Source organism: Brucella haematophila (assembly GCF_005938105.1).
Lineage (GTDB): Bacteria > Pseudomonadota > Alphaproteobacteria > Rhizobiales > Rhizobiaceae > Brucella > Brucella haematophila.
Window position 1 is genome coordinate 99,520 of sequence record NZ_VCPE01000009.1, and the last position, 16,728, is coordinate 116,247.

Sequence of the window (16,728 nt, forward strand, 5' to 3'; positions counted from 1 at the left end):
GTCAAAACTGACGTCTATGGAATGGCATGATGAAGGCATAATTCTCGGCACACGTCGTCATGGTGAAACCAGCGCCATTGTCGAAGTGATGACCCGTGAACATGGCCGACATCTGGGTATGGTGCGCGGCGGGCGATCCCGCCGCATGCAGCCGTTGCTCCAGCCCGGCAACCATGTCGATATCGGCTGGTGGGCGCGGCTGGACGAGCATATGGGCAGTTTCACCATCGAGCCGCTGGGCTTTGCCGCAGCACGGCTCATTGAAACGCCGGTCGCGCTTTACGGTATCCAGCTTGCGGCCTCGCATTTGCGGCTATTGCCGGAACGCGATGCGCATCGCGGCCTTTATGAAACGCTGCGGCTTATCATAGAACATTTTGACGATCCGCTCGCATCCGGCGAATTGCTGCTGCGGTTCGAAGTCATGATGCTGGAAGAGCTGGGCTTCGGTCTCGATCTCAAGGAATGTGCCGCGACAGGCCGCCGCGAAGAGCTGATCTATGTTTCGCCAAAATCCGGGCGGGCCGTCTGCCGTGAGGCAGGCGCACCATGGGCCGACAAGCTTCTGGCCTTGCCTGCTTTCGTCAACGACACGGCCGTGCGTGCGTCGTCTTATGAGGACATCGACCATGCGTTCAAGATGACGGGCTATTTCTTCCTGCGCCATGTCTGGGAACCACGCGCGCAGACGCCGCCCGATTCTCGTGGCGGCTTTTTGAACGCGCTCAAACGCGGACAGGCAGGCTGAAAACCTCGCCTTCAAACGCTTCTGCACCACGACCGATCAATTTGATCGCAGCAGCCATCCGGCCATTACGTCCCAGAATCTCATCTGCAATCTCGATCAGGCGGATATTCGGCGTGGCGGAAGGCGACCGCTTCCGCAATTCGTTTGCCAGCCCTGCTTCGTCGCTTTGCGGATTGAGCGCTATGGCCGCGATATAGGCGGCTGCGGTTGAACGGGAAATGCCCGCATAGCAATGGATGAGCAGTGGTGCGTCCTGTTGCCAGCCGCGCACAAAATCGAGCAAGGCTCGCACGTGGTCTGCATCGGGCGCGACCATGCCTTCACGCGGTTCGACGATGTCGTTGAATGTCTGCACCAGACGCTGCGTGGTGCAGCTGTCAGGCAGGGCGGGAACTTCACCGCTGGTCAGTGTCACCACATGGCTTGGCCTGTGGCGCTCAAACTGTGCAGCCAGCTGGGAGAGGGGGCTGACGACGATCAGTGTCACGAGGCGCTCTTGCGTTTTTCTTCCAGCAAAGCAAAGCGCGCCAGAAAGTCACTTTGTACGCTTTGCGTCGGGCGCGGGGTCAAATCCAGTTCGGCGGGATCGAAATCGCGCGGACGGCCAAAATATTTGATGGCTTCGCCTTCGCTGAAACCGGCCAGCCGCGTGGCCTCAAAATAGGCCGCGATCTGGTCAGCGCGTTTTACGAGTGGTTTGAGCTTTGCCGACAATGTTGCCGGTAGGGAAAAGCGGTGGTGAATAGCGGTTTGCAGCCGTGTTTCGATCAGCTTGTAATTGCCGCCCATCACAGCCTTGAACGGCGAGATCATGTCGCCGATCACATATTCAGGCGCGTCATGCAGCAACGTCAGGATTTGCCATTCGGCGCTTGCATCCGGCTGAAGGCGGTTGAAAATCTCTTCCACCAGCAGCGAATGCTGGGCAACGGAAAAAGCATGCTCGCCAATGGTCTGGCCGTTCCAACGCGCCACGCGGGCAAGGCCATGCGCGATATCCTCAATCTCCACATCAAGCGGCGAGGGGTCGAGCAGGTCCAGCCTGCGACCCGACAACATGCGTTGCCAGGCACGAGCCTTGCCGGATGATTTATCCGCAGCCGCCATCAGGCGTTGCCTGCTTCGGCTTCAGGGAAACCAAACCGGACATGCGGCGGGAGGCTCAGCTCAAGCGGTGTTTCGCCAGCGAGAAGGGGCGTACCTGCATCCATCGCATCCTTGACGCGGTCGATGCGTACAAGCGCGATACCGATGCCGTTCGCAGAACTGCCAAGATTGCCGACCTCGCGTCCGTCTGCCGTGATGGGTGTGCCGAGCGTCGGCAGATTGCCTTCCGCTCTGGCGACCAGAACACGGCGTCGCGGCGTGCCGCGATGCTGCATGCGGGAGACGACTTCCTGCCCGATGAAGCAACCCTTCGGGAAGGTGACGCCGCCGATCTGGTCGAAATTGACGTCATGCGGAAACACATCGCTATAGGCAAAATCGGCTTCGCCTTCCGCGATGCCATATTCGGCACGCAGCTTCGTCCAAGCCGATGCATCGGCATTTTCACCGGCCTGACCATAGGTGCGGATCACGTTCAACTCAGCTGGAAAACGGGAATCGAGCTTTGTTGAATCATCTTGTGAAGGAGCGGAATCAGTTTGCCAGGAAACGCTGACAAGTGATTCCGGCAATTGTGTAATTTCCGCTTTGGCGCGCAGCCGGTAAAGCGTGATGCGTTTGCAAAAATCAGCTGCAATGCTTGCGGGCATGTCGAAGCGCAGGCCGTTTTCGATACGCGAAACAAGGAAGTCGAACAGGATTTTTCCCTGAGGCGTCAGCAGCGCACCCGGCTTGGCTTCATCTGCGCCGAGCTTGTCGAGATTGGTCGTGATCACCGCCTGCAAAAACTTTTCCGCGTCTTCGCCAGTGATGTGGACCAGTGCTCTGTTGGAAAGATTTACCGTTTCGGCTGCCGTTGTCATCGCTTCTTCCTTGCGTTTCGCGCCTTCGTTACGTAATCCCCATTGGAAAGGCTCGCAAGTCCCATCCCAATCCAAGGAGACCATAATGGCCGAGACGTTCGACACGATTCTGAAAGGCGCAACCATCGTCAATCATGACGGCACCGGGCAGCGCGATATCGGTATCCGCAACGGGCGCATCGCTGCTATCGGCTCTCTGGGGCAGGCTTCGGCGGGCGAAGTGATCGACTGCACCGGCCTGCATATCCTGCCGGGCGTTGTGGACAGTCAGGTTCATTTCCGCGAACCGGGCCTTGAGCATAAGGAAGATCTGGAAACAGGTTCCCGCGCTGCCGTGCTGGGCGGCGTGACGTCAGTCTTCGAAATGCCGAACACCAAGCCGCTGACGACGACTGTCGAAACGCTGGAAGACAAGATCCGTCGCGGTCGTCATCGCATGCATTGCGATTTCGCCTTCTGGGTCGGCGGCACGCGTGACAATGCGAAAGACGTTGGCGAGTTGGAACGCCTTCCGGGCGCCGCTGGTATCAAGGTGTTCATGGGCTCCTCGACCGGTGATCTGCTGGTTGAAGATGATGATGGCGTTCGCTCCATTCTGAAGAACACGCGCCGCCGCGCTGCCTTCCATTCGGAAGACGAATTCCGCCTCAAGCAGCGTGAAGGTTTGCGCGTGCAGGGCGATCCGTCCAGCCACCCGGTCTGGCGCGACGAGGTTGCCGCACTGCAATGTACGGAACGTCTGGTGCGCATTGCACATGAAACCGGCGCGCGCATTCATGTGCTGCACATCTCTACGGCTGAAGAAATCGACTTTCTGCAAGCGCACAAGGACGTTGCGACCTGCGAAGCGACGCCGCATCACCTGACGCTTTCCGCCGACGACTACAAGACGCTGGGCAATCTCATCCAGATGAACCCGCCAGTGCGTGACAAGCGCCACCGCGACGGTGTCTGGAAGGGTATCGATCAGGGCATCGTCGATGTGCTCGGCTCCGATCATGCGCCACATACGTTGGAAGAAAAGCAGAAGCCTTACCCGGCTTCGCCATCCGGTATGACTGGCGTGCAGACACTGGTACCGATCATGCTCGACCATGTGAATGCAGGTAAACTGTCGCTGGAGCGTTTCGTCGATCTGTCGAGCCACGGTCCGAACCGCATTTTCGGCATGTCGCGCAAGGGGCGCATCGCTGTCGGCTACGATGCCGATCTGACCATTGTGGACATGAAGCGCCGCGAAACCATCACGCATGAACAGGCTGGCTCGAAGGCCGGCTGGACACCTTACCATGGCAAGACTGTCACCGGCTGGCCGATCGGGACGATCGTTCGCGGTATCAAGGTGATGTGGGACGCCGAAATCGTGAACCCGCATCAGGGTGAGCCGGTCGAATTCATCGAGGCTCTGCCGCGCGGATAAAGGTTTTTCACGCCATTCCTGCGAATGGCGTGATCTGTCCTATCTTTGTCCGGCATCTACCTTTCGATCCGGTTTGTAAGGCGTAAATTCTCTCCTATATTCACACTGTAGGAGAACAAAAATGTCCGCTCAAGATACCGTTCTGCTTGTCGTCGATGCGCAGGAATCATTCCGGCACCAGCCTTACTATCGCGAGGCGGATGTGGCCGCGTATGTCGAACGCCAGCAAAAGCTGATTGATGGCGCAAAGCAGGCGGGCATTCCGGTTGTGCAGATTTTCCATACGGCGGATAGCGGCAACTTCGCTGAAGCGTCAGGCTATGTCCGCACGCTCGCACCGCTTTCCTTCACGCCAGACGCCGTATTTCGCAAGCGCCGTCACAGCGCGCTGGTCGGCACCGGTCTCGATGTCTGGCTGGTGGCAAACGGTATTCGCCATGTGATTGTCTCCGGCATTCGCACGGAACAGTGCTGCGAAACCACCACACGTCAGGCGTCGGATCTCGGCTATGCGGTTGATTTCGTCGGCGAGGCGACCCTGACCTTCCCGATGACAGACGCGACGGGTCGCGAATGGAGCGCTGCAGAAATTCGGGCGCGCACGGAACTTGTGCTGGCCAATCGTTTTGCCCGTATCGCCACGGTGGAAGAAGCACTGGCGGGCCAAGCAGAACGGAAGGCCGCATGACCCAACCGACAGACGGCAAGCAAATCATTCCCGTCTATGTCATCGTTCCGCCACGTCTGCTGTTGCTGGACGTGGCGGGGCCGCTTGAAGTGTTGCGCAAGGCAAATCTCGATCAGGACAAGGTCGAGTTTGCGGTGCATTATGTTGGGCCGCTTGGCACGGTTCACAGTTCCATCGGTCTGGCGGTGACGGGTGTTGAGCCATTGCCGGACGCGGTGCCGCAGGGATCGCTGGTGATTGTCTCCGGTTCCACGGATGTGCCGCTTGGCGGGCCGGTCGCCAGCCGGGATGAAGACGCCGTCTTTGAGCATGAGATTATCAACTGGCTGAAGCGCGTCGTCTGCCCCGGTGTCCGGCTGGTCACGATCTGCTCCGGCGCCTTGCTGGCGGCGCGAGCGGGACTGCTCGACGGCTATGTGTGCACGACGCATCATCTGGCCATCGCAGAACTGGAAAAGTCTGCTCCCACCGCAAAAGTGCTGCAAAACCGGCTTTTCGTCGAAGATGGCGAACGGCTGACCAGTGCGGGTATTACCGCCGGGATAGACCTGATGCTGCAAATCGTGGCCGATATTATCGGTCACGCGGTCGCCTTGTCGGTGGCGCGCTATCTGGTTGTTTATCTGAGGCGCAGCGGCGGTGATCCGCAGCTTTCGCCCTGGCTGGAAGGGCGCAATCATATGAACCCCGTCGTGCATCGCGCGCAGGATGCCATTGCGGCAGACCCCGCCGGAGCGTGGCCTGTCGAAAAGCTGGCCGATGTCAGCGGGGCAAGCCCGCGCAATCTCTCGCGCTTGTTCAATGAACATGCAGGCATGAGCGTGACCGATTATGTCAACCGGCTGAAAGTCGGTCTGGCTCGCGAAATGCTGCTTAATTCGGGTCTCGATATCGAGAATGTGGCCGAAAGATCGGGCTTCGCCTCGGCGCGGCAGTTTCGCCGTGCCTGGCAGCGCATCTATGATCAGCCGCCAAGCCACGCGCGTGGGGCCGTTGGGTGATTACTCTCCGGCGGTGAAAAAACGCCAGCTGCCATCGGGTGCAATGCCGATGCTGTAGAAAATATAACCGCCTGCCTTTTTCATATCCTCAAAGTCGCTGGCGGTGACGATCTGGAACAGTTCAACGGTCTGCGATGGCGTCAGCCTGTCGAGCGGCATGGCGTAGAAGTAGGGCCAGACATAGACCTCGTCATCTGTTCCGGCATTCATATGCACATAGCCTGTACCGAGCAGGTCGGCGATGATGGCGAGGATTTCGCGGCCTTCCACATCGCCAGCGAGCGATTTCAGAAACTCGATGACATCTTCTTCATGGTCTTCGAGCGAAAGCTGCGTGCTGTTGTCGGCTTCGCCCAAAAGCGGGCGCAATTGCTCAATGTCGCCGGATTGTGCAGCAGCGAGCATTTTCTCGCGCATTTGCCGGACAGGCTGCGGCAGCTTGTCGAAATCGCGCAGCACCTCCGGCATCGGCTTGGAAGCGGGCGCAGGCGTGCCGGTCGGCGGATTTTGCGGCGTTGCAGATGGCACCCGATGCGGCAACGCATTGGGAAGCGGGATAGGCGACGACACCGGGTGTTCATGCGGTGCGGTGCGATAGGCCGGCAAGGTCAGGAATTCGGAGCGATCCACAAGCGCCAATTGGTCCGCTGCCGCAAAGGCGGGCAGCGAGGCGAGCATCATGCCCGCGACGAGCGCGAGCGGTCGGACGGAATTCCAGATTGCAGGATGCATCGGTGTTGTCGGAGGACGACTGGTGGGAACGGCCGGTTCTTGCCCCGCGACCGGCGACGTTATGGTTCGGCTATTGCAGAATACGTGCAGGAAGGAAGGCGCCAGCTTCGATCTGCTCGCGCATCTTTTCGAGCAGTTCGAGCGCGCAATCGTCGCCTGCCTCACGGATAAGTTCCGTCAGCGCAGTTGTGAACGCGGCTTCTGCGAGAATTTCAGGCTCGATGCCTTCGGAAATACCGTCCGCCCAGGCCTCGTTCTGATATTCGATTGCCACGAGTTTCTTCTCGCGTGCGATCATCTCGTCCAGATCGGTCGGTGCATGTTCCATAGACTTCATCCTGGCTTTCGCCTTTCTGCCGTTTTGCGGATGTCTCACCGTGTTCCGGGAGCTCGATCCATTTGCGGCCTGCCTGCCTTCTTAAGACAGTGTTAACAGATTATAACGGATTTGAACGAGACTATTGTCCGCAATCCGCACAAGAGTGAATGATTGGTTAATTTCCATAGCGCGAGATGATCTCGTTCGACAAGCCTTCACCTTCCTTCATGTAGCGGTCTATCGCCGCAAGGGCGGAAGGAGTGCAGCGGGTATAATTGTCGCTGAAGACACGATATCCGTGGTTGAAGCTCGAAACGATCCTCACCCTTTCGCCTTCCGATGGCTTCTCGGCGGCGATAATCGCATCCATGCGGTCGCGCCATTCGCTGCCTGCTTCTCCGCATAGATTGCGCAGATAGTGCAGCGACCCGAGAACCTCGGCAAGCCGCAACATCTTGCCCTCATAAGGCGCATCCTGCGCAAAAGCCGGATTGGCTGCGCCTGCCCACATGAACAATGCGAACCGGAACAGTTTCATGCCTTTCAATCGGAAACCCTCTCACATGAAATGCACTTGTTGCGTGAAATAGGGGCTGCTTCAAGGCAGATTGTCAAATAGGTTTAATCGCCAATAGGTTTAATATCCCAAGCCATCTTCACGTTGCGCGACAGAGCGGGCCACGTCGAGCGTGCTGTCCGTCACACGCGCTTGCACCATTTCCTCAATCGTCAGCCAGTGGATCGCCGCAGCGTCATCGCCGGGCTGCTCGCAGCCTGAAATATTCAGCGCGCGAAAGACGGAGAGGAAATAGCTCTTTTCATAAGCCTTGCCTTCCAGCGCCAAATCCACGGTGATGACATGGGAGAGGGCGCTGACGTCCAGCGCGGTTTCTTCCTTCAGCTCGCGAATGGCAGCCTGTTCCGGCGTTTCACCTGCTTCGATGCCCCCGCCTGGAAACGCCAGCCAGCCTTTCCATGGCTCCTTGCCGCGCTCAACCAGCAGAAAGCGGCTTTCGCGGCGGCAGATCAGCGAAACGCCGTGAACATGAAGCGGAACGGGAATGACGGGGATCGTAGGCATGGAATAGCTATGATCGGCTTGCAGCGATTTGGCAATCGCAAACCGGTCTTGACCGCCCGCACAAAAACCTGAACATGGCCGCCATGTGCGGACGCTTTTCATTGACGGCAAGCCGGGAAGAACTCGAGACCTTTCTGGCTGCCATGATTACGGAGGACTTTCCTCCTCGCTATAACATTGCCCCGACCCAGCCGATCCTCACCATTGTGGCGGGCGAAACACCGCCTGTAGGCAGTAACCGCCCGGATCGGGTAGGTACACTGGTGCGCTGGGGTTTCGTGCCATCCTGGGTGAAAGACCCGAATGACTGGCCCATGATGTTCAACATCCGCTCGGAAACAGCTGCCGAAAAGAACTCGTTTCGCGCTGCGCTGAACCATCGACGCGCGCTTGTTCCGGCTTCCGGTTTTTACGAATGGCGTCGCGAGGGGAAGAACAAGGCGCAAGCCTATTGGGTGCGCCCGCGCAATGGCGGTGTGGTGGCCTTTGGCGCACTGATTGAAACCTGGAGCAGTTCTGACGGATCGCAGATCGATACGGGCGGCATATTGACGACAAGCGCCAATGCGCTGCTGCGTCCTATCCACGAGCGTATGCCGGTGGTGGTACAGCCGAAGGACTTTGCGCGCTGGCTGAACTGCAAGCGTTACTTGCCGCGCGAAGTGGCCGATATCATGCGGCCAGTGCAGGAGGATTTTTTTGAGGCGATACCCGTCTCGGACAAGGTCAACAAGGTGAGTAACGCAACGCCAGACCTGCAATTGCGCGTCGAAGAAACGACCGAAACGCAGAAAACGCCACAAAAGCGCAAGGGTAAAACCGAACCGGATGACAGTTCTGGCGGTCAGCTTTCAATGTTCTGACCGCATGCGCGATTTATACCGGTTGATGCCGCTTACTTGGCGAATTTTTTGGCGGCCAGAATCGAATGACGACGATTGTCGTTGCGGCCTGCGCTGCTGCGCTTTGCGGCCGTCATCAAGGCGGCGACGAGCGCTGCGGGGCCAATTTCACGATATTTGTCGACCAGACGGTCCTGACGTGGTTGCAGTTCACTCTTAGACATTTTTACTTCCTTTCCCCGAAGCGTCCAGTTTCGAATGCTTTCGAAACCAACCGATCTGCGGTTACGCCTAAGCAATCCATACTCACTATTTTGTGATGGATTGAGACCGAATGAAGGCTGTTTGGGGCCGGTTTTGCGGTATTCCGGTTAATGCCCGTCAAGGATTGTCCGGGTTGCAGAAATGCAACATTTCGGCAGATGCTATGAAGTGAGACCTAGGTAGACGGCAGTTCGAAGCCGTTCGGCAGGGAAATCCAGATGACGGTTTGCGCTTCGGGGGAGTGACGCGACAGGTGACCTTTGCCGTGCGTATCCGCAACCAGCACAAAGCTGCCAGCCGGAACACGGCGGATTTCTCCATCGCTCGTTTCATATTCCACCGAACCGTCCAGCCTGACGGTCAATACTGGCTCAGGCACGGTATGCCACGCCACGGGCCGCATTCCTGCCGGGATATGGGTGAGGCGGACGCGTGATGCTGGATAGCTGGCCGTTACGTCGAATGGCACGGCGTCGGGATGCACCGCCCTTTTCGTCGTCGGCAATTCGATTTCATCGAAATGCGATTCTCCATCCGCAGAGGCATAGATGCGCAGGCATTTCATAGGGTCCGCTCCGCTGGTTGCTTGTGGTGAAGCTAAACCTCACTACCATCATGATATGACCAAACTTCCGGTTCGCGCTCAAGACCCACAAAATGGCGCTCGGCGGAGTTGTGCGCCCTCCCGGCAAAATAATCGGTAACAAGCAAAAGCGCTTGACTGTGGTTCACGGGATAGGGATAAGTGCAACCATGAAAACGCCGACCACGAACATTTGTATTTGTGCGATCATTATTGGCTAGCAGCCTGCTGGCCCGGCCGTTTTCGTCTCCCTTCCATAAAACAGGATGATAACGCCCCGGCCAGATGGCTGCGATCCGTCGTGCATTGAATTCACTTGGATTTCGCCGTCTTTCTGGAATGTTATTTTGGGGAATGGTTACAATGGCTGATGCGCCGCAATTGCGTCTTTACAATACGCTGACCCGCACGAAGGAGGATTTTTCCCCCATCGATGCCGACAATGTGCGCATGTATGTCTGCGGACCCACCGTCTATGATTTTGCCCATATCGGCAATGCACGCCCGGTCATAGTTTTCGACATTCTGTTCCGGCTTTTGCGCCAGGTTTACGGTGCCGACCACGTCACCTATGCGCGCAACATCACCGACGTTGACGACAAGATCAATGCGCGCGCCGTGCGCGATTATCCGGATCTGGCCTTCAATGAGGCCATCCGCCGCGTGACGGAAAGCACCAACGCGCAGTTTCAGGCCGATGTGACGGCGCTGGGCAATCTGGCGCCGAGCTTTCAGCCGCGTGCGACCGAGCATTTGGACGAAATGCGTGCGATGATCGACCGTCTGGTCGCCATCGGCGTTGCCTATGTTGCCGAAGATCATGTGCTGTTTTCGCCCTCGGCTATGAACGAACGCGTCAAGACATTTGGCGGCCCGCGCTATGGCGCGCTGGCGCGCCGTTCGCTCGATGAAATGCTGGCGGGTGCGCGTGTCGACGTTGCCTCCTACAAGCGCGACGAGATGGATTTCGTGCTGTGGAAGCCTTCGAAGGAAGGTGAGCCGGGCTGGCCGTCGCCGTCAGGCATCGAGACGCTTGGCCGTCCGGGCTGGCACATCGAATGCTCGGCCATGTCTATGGCCAAGCTTCTGGAGCCGTTTGGTGGCGGACTGAAATGCGATGATCCGGAAAAGAACCGCTTCGATATTCACGGCGGCGGTATCGATCTGGTCTTCCCGCACCACGAGAACGAAATCGCGCAGTCCTGCTGCGCATTCGGCACCGAGCGGATGGCCAATATCTGGATGCATAACGGCTTCCTGCAAGTCGAAGGGCAGAAAATGTCGAAATCGCTCGGCAATTTCATCACCATTCGTGACGTGCTGAATGAGGGCCTGCCGCAGTTGGGTGAATGGGACGACAACGCAGCCCGTGACCGCTGGGTCGGTCTGGCTGCGCGTCTGTCGATGCTGCAAACCCATTATCGCGAGCCGATCAACTGGACGGCACAACGTCTGGCGGAATCGTCTGACGAACTGCGCCGCTGGTATGGTCTGCTGCGCGACGCCAAGTTCGTCGTGCCGGAAAAGCTGTCGGCAATCGGTGAAGTGACGGAAGCCCTGTCCGACGATCTGAACAGCTGGGTTGCGATTACCGCGTTGCGCAAGGCTTTCAAGAACAAGGATATTGCGACGCTGGGCGAGGGCATGGCGCTGATGGGCCTGCTCGATCCTTACTTCGTGACGGCTGAGGATGTGCCGGTCTTTGCCAAGGCGAATGTCGATACGGATGCCATCGAGGCCCGTATTGCGGAACGCCTGCGCTTCATCAAGGAGAAGAACTTTGCGGAAGCCGATCGCATCCGTGATGCGCTTCTTGCGGAAGGCGTGCAGCTCAAGGACGGCAAGGATCCTGCCACCGGCGAGCGCATGACGACGTGGGATGTGGTAGGCTGACGACGATTTAAGCAGCGGTCGTTGATAAGGGAGGACGGCATGACGCTCGATAACAAGCCGATTTATACCGGTGGCTGCCAATGCGGCGCGGTGCGCTTCCGCATTGACGGTGCGTTGGGCTCGGCTTCCATCTGTCATTGTCGCATGTGCCAGAAGGCCTTCGGCAATTTCTATGCGCCGCTGGTTTCCGTCGACGAGGCGAAACTGGAATGGACGCGTGGCGAGCCGAAGCGATTTCGCTCCTCCAACCATGTCCAGCGCGGGTTCTGCCCGGAATGCGGAACCCCGCTGACCTATGAAGCGCCCGATGGCGTTGCGCTCGCCATCGGTGCGTTCGACGCGCCGGAGGAAGTGGAGCCGACGGTTCAATGGGGGATCGAGAAGCAGCTTCCCTATGTGAGCGGACTTGCAGATCTTCCCGGCTATGCAACCGAACGCGATCCGGAGAGCATCGAATTCGTCAGAACGATGATTTCCTATCAGCATCCAGACTACGACACAGATAATTGGCCGCAACGGTAACGTTGGACCAACAGCAGACCCACCGACAGGCAGGCACTTATGGCACGCGAACGCATCTACATCTACGACACGACCTTGCGGGACGGACAACAAACCCCCGGCATTGATTTTTCTGTCGAAGACAAGAAGTCGATTGTCGCGCTGCTTGAAGAATTGGGCGTCGATTATGTCGAAGGTGGTTATCCAGGCGCAAATCCGACCGATACGACTTTCTTCAAGCGCCGTCAGACGTCGCGGTCCAAGTTCACCGCCTTCGGCATGACGAAACGCGCCGGTATTTCCGCGTCGAACGATCCGGGCCTGTCGAGCCTGTTGCAGGCTTCAGCCGATGCCGTCTGTTTCGTGGCCAAAAGCTGGGATTATCATGTGCGTCTGGCCCTTGGCTGCACCAATGAGGAAAATCTGGAATCGATCACCGCGTCGGTGACGGCTGCGCGCATGGCCGGTCGTGAAGCGCTGGTCGATTGCGAACATTTCTTCGACGGCTACAAGGCAAATCCCGATTATGCACTGGAATGCGCCAAGGCGGCTTACACCGCGGGCGCACGCTGGGTCGTGCTGTGCGACACCAATGGCGGCACGCAGCCGCATGAAATTGCGGAAATCGTCAATGCGGTGAAGGCGTTGGTGCCCGGCGAGAGCCTCGGCATCCACGCCCATAACGATACCGAACAGGCTGTTGCGGTTTCACTCGCCGCCATCGATGCCGGTGTGCGACATGTGCAGGGCACACTGAACGGCATTGGCGAACGCTGCGGCAATGCCAATCTGGTTTCGCTGATCCCGACGCTGCTGCTCAAGCCCTATTGGTCCGAGCGTTTCGAACTGGGCATCAAGCCAGCCTCGCTGAAGGCAATCACCCGCATCTCACGCGCCTTCGACGACATTTTGAACCGTCCGCCGACCGAGCAGGCACCTTATACCGGTACATCGGCTTTTGCCACGAAAGCGGGCATTCACGCTTCGGCCTTGCTCAAGGAACCGCAGACCTATGAACATGTGCCGCCGGAAACGGTTGGCAACAGCCGTCGCGTCATGGTTTCGGATCAGGGCGGCAAGTCGAATTTCATCGCCGAGCTGGAGCGCCGCGGCATTCGTGTCGCCAAGGATGATGTACGCCTCGATACGTTGATTACGCTGGTGAAGGAGCGGGAAGCCGAGGGCTATGCCTATGAGGGCGCGGATGCGAGTTTCGAGCTTCTGGCGCGCAACATGCTCAATCCGCAGCCGGAATTCTTCAAGGTCGACTCGTTCCGGTGTCTCGTTGAACGCCGGTTCGATGCCAACGGCATGCTGAAGACGGTGTCGGAAGCGGTGGTCAAGGTGGAAGTCGATGGCGAAGTGCGCATGTCCGTCGCCGAAGGCCACGGCCCTGTCAACGCGCTTGATATTGCACTGCGCAAGGATCTCGGGCGCTTTCAGGCGGAAATCGAAGACCTTGAACTGGTGGACTTCAAGGTGCGTATCCTCAATGGCGGTACGGCGGCCATCACCCGCGTGCTGATCGAATCCGGCGATGTGACCGGTGCCCGCTGGCGCACGGTCGGGGTTTCGGACAATATCATTGATGCATCGTTTCAGGCTTTGATGGATTCCGTGAATTTCAAGCTCATGAAAAACCGCTCCATGGCGGGGCTTGCCGCTGCGGAATAGTGCTCATTATTCACCAGAATTGATGCTTCAATCATTTTAATTGAATGGATTTTATGAGTTGAGAGGCGCATAGCAGTGGCTGATCAAGCCATTTGCTATGCGATTTACTCAAAAGCTGCTGTATTTTCGAGCGGAGAGAGACAATGACCGACCAGACCTTGTCCGATGCCCGTCTTTCGGATGGGGCCAAAGGTTTTCTCATGGCGTTCGGCGCTTATGCGCTTTGGGGCGCTTTGCCGTTTTATCTGAAAGCAGTAGCCCATATTCCAGCCATGGAAGTCGTGTCTCACCGCGTCATCTGGTCGGTGCCGGTGGCCCTGCTGCTGCTGGTGGCGCTGGGGCAGTTCAAGGATATTTTGAATGCTGTCCGTCAACCGCGCATGCTTGCGATGGCGGGTTTGACTGCTGCGCTGATCACGATCAACTGGACAATCTATGTCTGGGCAGTCGCGCATGATCAGGTCATGGGCGCGGCACTCGGCTATTATATCAATCCGCTGTTCAATGTGGTGCTCGGCGGCCTGTTCCTCGGCGAACGGCTGAGCAAGGTCCAGTATGTTGCCGTCGGCTTTGCGGCGGCTGCCGTCCTGCTGCTCACCTTCAATGCCGGTGGATTGCCATGGGTGTCGCTGGCTCTGCCGGTATCCTTCGGTCTCTACGGGTTCTTCCGCAAGTCACTGCCGATGCCGCCTTTGCAGGGCTTCACGCTTGAAGTGCTGATCCTGTGCGTTCCGGCGCTCGCTTATCTGGCCTTCCTGAGTTCGCAAGGGCAGGGTCATTTCTTTGCCGGACCGGTTTCGAATATCTGGCTTCTGATGCTTGCCGGGCCGTTCACCGCCATCCCGCTGATCCTCTACGCGGGCGGCGCTAAGCTGCTGCGCTACACAACGCTCGGGCTGATGCAGTATATGACGCCCACCATGTTGTTTTTCTTTGCGATTTTCATCTTCAACGAGCCGTTTTCGACCGTACAGCTTGCCGCTTTCGTGCTGATTTGGGCAGGGCTCGCGCTCTATAGCTGGTCGACATTTTCGCAGCATCGTCGCAATCGGGCACGTGCCTGATAGGTAAATCGTAAATAATTTGTGATTCACCTCCGGTGGATAACCCGCCGGAGGTCTTATTTTAGCCGCTGTGTCAGCATCACTTCCGCCAATATTTATGAAGAACCTAGAGAATTGTCGGAATGGCCCCCAGGGCAGGATACTCCCATCGCAAGCGTGCGGTTGTGGCAACGGCCCCATCTGGGTCAAGTTTCGCATCCGCCGGCGCAAATTTGAAGACGGAACCACTCTCGCACCGTAGCCTTGGGCCGGTGCGCTGGGTTCGTTTTTCCTTGCGTACGCATCTGCGGTTCTGTCTGGCGCTGGCTTCTGCCACCGTCATTGCTGGTGGCGGATTGTTGCTGGTGACCGGCGGGCTTGTGCGCCACGGCCATGCCGCGCAACCGGCTTTTGCCAGTCCGACAGCATTGGTCCGTCAGCAACATGCCGCCGCCAAAGATGCGCGGCTTGTACCTGCTGTGAACAACGATATGAGCCATCGTGTGTCGCGCCGCATCGATATCGCAGAAGGCGTCGAGGATGGTGATCCACGCCTTTACACCTACCAGCATGTGGTGCTGGACGTGAAAGGCCGCGATACCAGACGACCTGCCATCGACGATGCGATGGATGGGACGACACTGGCGGCGAAATCTACTGCTGTGGGCGAACCCGCGCAGTCGCTTTCCGAGCTGGAGCGAGGCGTTCCGGTCAATGTCAGCCTTGCCAAGCCCGCCGCTCATGAAAAGGCAGATGTGCACGAAATTATCGTCGCGCCGCAATCACGCGAACGCATAGAAGCGCTTCTGCAAGCAGCCGGTATTGCGGCTGAAGACAGTCAAAGGCTTGAAGAAGCACTGGCCCGTACTGAATTGCTGCCCGGCGACAATCTGGAATTGCTGGTTGATAAGAAAGACGGTAGCGATGCCGCTGCCCATGTGTCGCTCGCCCGCTTCAACCACGGGAATGCCAACAAGGCTGTCTATGGACGGGCGGATGATGGTGTGTTTCACGCCACCGGTAATGAGCGCCTGTTCGCGCGTCTGTCCCGCGATGCGATGCTGAGCGCTTATCATCCGTCGGCTCCCGCTGCCAGCAGTGATGGCAGCATCGAAACAAGGCTGGTTCAGGCTGGCGCACCGCGCGATATCGTGCGCGATGTCGAGAAGCTTGCCGAGCAGAACGGCGTCGTGCTGGAAAAAGGCGCCAATGCTCCTGATCTGATCGACCTGCTTTTCAGGAAAAGCTCGGAGACGGACCCTGAGCTGGTATTCGTGGAATTCACCACAAATGGCAAAAGCAAGCGCCTCTACCGTCACGAAGGTAAGGGCGGTGCCACGGACTATTTCAACGAGGATGGCTCCTCGATGACCAAATATCTGATGCACAAGCCTTTGCCGAATGGACGTCTCAATGACGGCTTTGGTTGGCGTATCCACCCGGTTCTGCATGTCCGCAAGCACCACAACGGTGTCGATTACGACGCGCCGATCGGCTCACCGATCGTGGCTGCGGGCGACGGCGTGGTCGAGGTGATCTCGTCTGAAAAGGGATATGGCAAATATGTCCGTATTCGCCATCAGGGCGGATACAGCACTACCTATGCGCATCTTTCATCAGCCAAAGCGGGGCTGCGCATTGGCCAGCATGTGAAGCAGGGCGAAGTCATCGCCTATGTCGGCTCAACCGGCTATTCGACAGGCCCGCATCTCTATTACGAGTTGAAGGTCGGCGATCAGTATGTCGATCCGCTGACTGCCCGCCTTAATGCCGGTGAAAAGCTCTCCGGTTCGTCATTGTCGAGTTTCCGCGAGGAAATCGACCATGTCGGTCAGATCGTCGATGAAATGGCACTGCCTATCCTGAAAGATGGCTCAGACGCCAAGGATAAAGCTGAGCCGCATGATCGGCTTGGTGGCCATCAGGGGGCAGGCCCGGCTGGTGGTGGCCACGGCGGCCGCCACTGAGC

19 protein-coding genes are annotated in these 16,728 nt (G+C 58.0%); 10 read left to right on the plus strand and 9 right to left on the minus strand.

The window, feature by feature from the left end; genetic code table 11:
* Positions 1-16 precede the first annotated feature (16 nt).
* A complete protein-coding gene (gene recO, locus FGI60_RS14345) occupies positions 17-748 on the plus strand; it encodes a DNA repair protein RecO (protein ID WP_078340715.1) in 732 nt (243 codons plus the stop codon).
* Here the strand turns inward: recO and FGI60_RS14350 are convergent.
* The 3 genes from FGI60_RS14350 to ygfZ are packed head-to-tail and all read right to left on the minus strand — an operon-like array spanning position 726 to position 2,805.
* The gene (locus FGI60_RS14350) at positions 726-1,235 is read right to left on the minus strand and encodes a tyrosine phosphatase family protein (protein WP_138785791.1); all 510 of its coding nucleotides are present in this window, start codon (positions 1,233-1,235) and stop codon (positions 726-728) included. The two genes, recO and FGI60_RS14350, sit on opposite strands and share 23 nt — an antisense overlap.
* On the minus strand, positions 1,232-1,855 hold the full coding sequence (locus FGI60_RS14355) for a YfbR-like 5'-deoxynucleotidase (protein WP_138785792.1): 624 nt from the start codon (positions 1,853-1,855) through the stop codon (positions 1,232-1,234). Before FGI60_RS14355 ends, FGI60_RS14350 begins: the two co-directional genes overlap by 4 nt.
* Positions 1,855-2,805: a CAF17-like 4Fe-4S cluster assembly/insertion protein YgfZ gene (gene ygfZ / locus FGI60_RS14360; RefSeq protein WP_374843626.1), complete on the minus strand. Its 951-nt coding sequence runs from the start codon at positions 2,803-2,805 to the stop codon at positions 1,855-1,857. Before ygfZ ends, FGI60_RS14355 begins: the two co-directional genes overlap by 1 nt.
* Here ygfZ and FGI60_RS14365 point away from each other — a divergent pair.
* The 3 genes from FGI60_RS14365 to FGI60_RS14375 all read left to right on the plus strand — a co-directional run bounded on the left by FGI60_RS14365 (position 2,804) and on the right by FGI60_RS14375 (position 5,827).
* A complete protein-coding gene (locus FGI60_RS14365) occupies positions 2,804-4,138 on the plus strand; it encodes a dihydroorotase (protein WP_235889820.1) in 1,335 nt (444 codons plus the stop codon). The genes ygfZ and FGI60_RS14365 overlap by 2 nt on opposite strands.
* A gap of 121 nt (positions 4,139-4,259) precedes the next feature.
* The gene (locus FGI60_RS14370; protein ID WP_138785795.1) at positions 4,260-4,826 is read left to right on the plus strand and encodes an isochorismatase family protein; all 567 of its coding nucleotides are present in this window, start codon (positions 4,260-4,262) and stop codon (positions 4,824-4,826) included.
* On the plus strand, positions 4,823-5,827 hold the full coding sequence (locus FGI60_RS14375) for a GlxA family transcriptional regulator (protein WP_138785796.1): 1,005 nt from the start codon (positions 4,823-4,825) through the stop codon (positions 5,825-5,827). Before FGI60_RS14370 ends, FGI60_RS14375 begins: the two co-directional genes overlap by 4 nt.
* Here FGI60_RS14375 and FGI60_RS14380 read toward each other — a convergent pair whose 3' ends face one another.
* The 4 genes from FGI60_RS14380 to FGI60_RS14395 form a co-directional block, all read right to left on the minus strand.
* On the minus strand, positions 5,828-6,622 hold the full coding sequence (locus FGI60_RS14380; protein WP_374843624.1) for a hypothetical protein: 795 nt from the start codon (positions 6,620-6,622) through the stop codon (positions 5,828-5,830).
* A gap of 7 nt (positions 6,623-6,629) precedes the next feature.
* On the minus strand, positions 6,630-6,887 hold the full coding sequence (locus tag FGI60_RS14385) for a hypothetical protein (protein WP_171058775.1): 258 nt from the start codon (positions 6,885-6,887) through the stop codon (positions 6,630-6,632).
* Positions 6,888-7,053: 166 nt separating this feature from the next.
* Positions 7,054-7,416 (minus strand): TIGR02301 family protein, encoded by a 363-nt coding sequence (locus FGI60_RS14390; RefSeq protein ID WP_318282849.1) that lies wholly within the window; start codon positions 7,414-7,416, stop codon positions 7,054-7,056.
* A 99-nt stretch (positions 7,417-7,515) separates the two neighbouring features.
* Positions 7,516-7,959, minus strand: coding sequence for an NUDIX hydrolase (locus FGI60_RS14395; protein ID WP_138785798.1), 444 nt, complete (start codon positions 7,957-7,959; stop codon positions 7,516-7,518).
* An 83-nt stretch (positions 7,960-8,042) separates the two neighbouring features.
* On the opposite strand from FGI60_RS14395, the gene FGI60_RS14400 reads away from it, so the two are divergent.
* Positions 8,043-8,822 (plus strand): SOS response-associated peptidase, encoded by a 780-nt coding sequence (locus FGI60_RS14400; protein WP_138785918.1) that lies wholly within the window; start codon positions 8,043-8,045, stop codon positions 8,820-8,822.
* Positions 8,823-8,854: 32 nt separating this feature from the next.
* Here the strand turns inward: FGI60_RS14400 and FGI60_RS14405 are convergent, their stop codons facing one another.
* Together FGI60_RS14405 and FGI60_RS14410 are read right to left on the minus strand one after the other, a co-directional pair.
* Positions 8,855-9,025: a hydrolase gene (locus FGI60_RS14405; protein ID WP_113533980.1), complete on the minus strand. Its 171-nt coding sequence runs from the start codon at positions 9,023-9,025 to the stop codon at positions 8,855-8,857.
* A gap of 215 nt (positions 9,026-9,240) precedes the next feature.
* Positions 9,241-9,630, minus strand: coding sequence for a cupin domain-containing protein (locus FGI60_RS14410; RefSeq protein WP_138785799.1), 390 nt, complete (start codon positions 9,628-9,630; stop codon positions 9,241-9,243).
* 381 nt (positions 9,631-10,011) lie between these two features.
* On the opposite strand from FGI60_RS14410, the gene cysS reads away from it, so the two are divergent.
* The 5 genes from cysS to FGI60_RS14435 all read left to right on the plus strand — a co-directional run bounded on the left by cysS (position 10,012) and on the right by FGI60_RS14435 (position 16,726).
* Positions 10,012-11,541, plus strand: coding sequence for a cysteine--tRNA ligase (cysS, locus tag FGI60_RS14415; protein WP_138785800.1), 1,530 nt, complete (start codon positions 10,012-10,014; stop codon positions 11,539-11,541).
* Positions 11,542-11,580: 39 nt separating this feature from the next.
* The gene (locus tag FGI60_RS14420; protein WP_138785801.1) at positions 11,581-12,063 is read left to right on the plus strand and encodes a GFA family protein; all 483 of its coding nucleotides are present in this window, start codon (positions 11,581-11,583) and stop codon (positions 12,061-12,063) included.
* A 39-nt stretch (positions 12,064-12,102) separates the two neighbouring features.
* Complete coding sequence (gene cimA, locus FGI60_RS14425; protein WP_138785802.1) at positions 12,103-13,716, plus strand: citramalate synthase; 1,614 nt, start codon at positions 12,103-12,105, stop codon at positions 13,714-13,716.
* 143 nt (positions 13,717-13,859) lie between these two features.
* A complete protein-coding gene (gene rarD / locus FGI60_RS14430; RefSeq protein WP_138785803.1) occupies positions 13,860-14,780 on the plus strand; it encodes an EamA family transporter RarD in 921 nt (306 codons plus the stop codon).
* Between the two features lie 122 nt (positions 14,781-14,902).
* Positions 14,903-16,726 (plus strand): M23 family metallopeptidase, encoded by a 1,824-nt coding sequence (locus tag FGI60_RS14435; protein ID WP_138785804.1) that lies wholly within the window; start codon positions 14,903-14,905, stop codon positions 16,724-16,726.
* Positions 16,727-16,728: the final 2 nt, after the last annotated feature.